Annotated in this window: 3 protein-coding genes; 2 read left to right on the top strand and 1 reads right to left on the bottom strand. The window is 68.7% G+C overall.

What is annotated here, in order from left to right; all coding sequences use genetic code 11:
• Nucleotides 1–435 (bottom strand): prephenate dehydratase domain-containing protein (locus A5740_RS25750; RefSeq protein WP_305800112.1); only part of this gene is annotated, 435 nt, incomplete at its 3' end.
• 141 nt (nucleotides 436–576) lie between these two features.
• Between A5740_RS25750 and A5740_RS25755 the strand changes: the two genes are divergently transcribed.
• Together A5740_RS25755 and A5740_RS25760 are read left to right on the top strand one after the other, a co-directional pair.
• A complete protein-coding gene (locus A5740_RS25755) occupies nucleotides 577–1371 on the top strand; it encodes a DUF2470 domain-containing protein (protein ID WP_076198871.1) in 795 nt (264 codons plus the stop codon).
• Nucleotides 1372–1417: 46 nt separating this feature from the next.
• Nucleotides 1418–2194: a CPBP family intramembrane glutamic endopeptidase gene (locus tag A5740_RS25760; RefSeq protein ID WP_076198873.1), complete on the top strand. Its 777-nt coding sequence runs from the start codon at nucleotides 1418–1420 to the stop codon at nucleotides 2192–2194.
• Nucleotides 2195–2280 lie beyond the last annotated feature (86 nt).

Raw genomic sequence — 2280 nt, forward strand, 5'->3', positions numbered from 1 at the left:
ATTTGAGGTGGCCGGCACGACGGTGGCGTCGGGCAGGTTGGCGGCCAGCCAGCGACGCACTTGCGCCAATGCCACCGGGAAGGCCGCGACCGTGCGCACCGGGCCGGTGTGTCCGGGCCTGGTCACGATGGTGAAGGCGACGTCGAGGACGAGCTCGGCGTAGATCTGCAGCGGTTCTCCGACCGCCAGGCTGTCGAGGGTGGGCAGCACCGATCCCTCGATCGAGTTCTCGATCGGCACGCACGCATGGTCGGCGCGGCCGTCGCGCACGGCGGCGAGCGCCCCGGGGGTGCTGTCGGTCAGAACCGGGGTGAACTCGGCTTTGCCGCCGTCGGGTGCCGATCGCACGCCGGGCACCATGTCGTGGCCCACCATCTGCAGCAACGCCACTTCGGTGAAGGTTCCCTCGGGTCCGAGGTAGGCGATGCGTGGCACATCCCAACCCTATCGGTTCGGCGCCGCTGCGCCGGTTCACGACGTCTCGGCAGTGTGCACGAAAGCCTTGCCCACCACGCGCGCGCCAGTTAAGTTAGGCTTACCTCACCTAAGTACCTCCCTAGTTTCGAAGGCGGCGAGATGGCGATTGCGACACCGACGACAGCCGAGCGGATCCGCAGCGCGTGCGCACGTGGCGGCGGCGCCATGGTCGCCGTCGAGGGCATCGAACCGGTGGCCTCACCCGTTCACCACCTGCTCGACGACGGATCCTTTGCCATCACCGTGCCGGAGGCCGGCCCGCTGGCGGGAATCGCGTTGTCGGCCGGTTCGGCCGGAGTGCAGGCAGTCCTCGAAATGACCGACTACGCGCCGCTGCCGCTGCGCGAACCGGTGCGGTCCCTGGTCTGGATTCGCGGCCGCCTGCAGCACGTACCGAGCCCCGAAGTAGCGGGACTGCTCGATCTGATCGCCACCGAGAATCCGAATCCGGCTCTGCTGCAGGTCAATTCAGAGGCCCGGCCGGGCGACGAGCACGATGACGACAACTACACGCTGATGCGTCTGGAGATCGAGTCGGTGGTGGTGGCCGATTCGACCGGGGCCGAGGCGGTCACCCTCGGGGCCCTGCTGCAGGCACGCCCCGATCCGTTCTGCGCGATGGAATCCGGCTGGCTCCAGCACATGGAGTCCTCCCACCGCGACGTGGTGGAACGCCTGGCCACGCGGTTGCCGACGACCTTGCGCCAGGGCCGGGTGCGCCCACTCGGTCTGGACCGCTACGGCGTGCAGCTGCGGGTCGAGAACGAACACGGTGACCACGACGTGCGGTTGCCGTTCCCCAATCCGGTCGACGACGTCACGTCCCTGAGCCAGGCGATCCGGGTGCTGATGGGCTGCCCGTTCCTCAACGGACTGCGCGCGCGGCGGATCTGACCCGCGCGGTCGTCGGCTCGGCGCAGCCGCCGCTACCGTTGCTCCGGTGACATCTTCGGCGCCCGAGACCCACGAATTTCTCGACCCGCCGCGCCGCACGCTCAAGATCGAGATCGCCGTCGTACTCGCGGTGACATTCGGTCTGAGTGCCTACACCGCGGGCCTTCGGCTCGTCGAAGCGGTACTGCTCGGCCTGTCCGGTCAGACTGTCGCCCTCAACCCGAAGCGCTCCCCCTTCGACCTGATCGATCTCGGCCTGCACCTGGCCGTCGTCCTGCAATTGTTGGCCTGGGGGGCGCTGGCGCTGTACCTACTGTGGCGCAGCGGCGTCGGACCGGCGGCCATCGGGTTGACGCGCCCGAGGTGGCGGGCCGACGGATTGGGTGGCCTCGGCCTGGCCGCACTCATCGGCCTGCCCGGCCTGGGCTTCTATGTGCTGGCCCGGATCCTGGGGCTGAGCGCCGACGTGGAGCCGGCCGAACTGTATGACACGTGGTGGCGCATCCCGATGCTGCTCGGTGTCGCGTTCGCCAACGGCTGGGCCGAGGAGATCATCGTGGTGGGTTTCCTGCTGACCCGGTTACGCCAACTCGGTGTCAGCGACGGCCGGGCCCTGGTGATCTCCAGCCTGCTCCGCGGCGCCTATCACCTCTACCAGGGTTACAGCGCCGGCCTCGGCAATGTCGTGATGGGGCTGGTGTTCGGCTACGCCTGGCAGCGCACCGGACGGCTGTGGCCGCTGATCATCGCCCACACGCTGATCGACGCGGTGGCGTTCGTCGGCTACGCGCTGGTCGCAGATCATCTGTCCTGGCTGCGTTGACGGCTTCGGCACGTACATTTCTGCTGTGGACGACTTCAGGGCCTCAGGCCGGCCTCCGGACCCGCGCTCGCGGCGTCCGGCACCCC

This window comes from Mycobacterium sp. GA-1841 (genome assembly GCF_001954135.1).
Taxonomy (GTDB): Bacteria; Actinomycetota; Actinomycetes; order Mycobacteriales; family Mycobacteriaceae; genus Mycobacterium.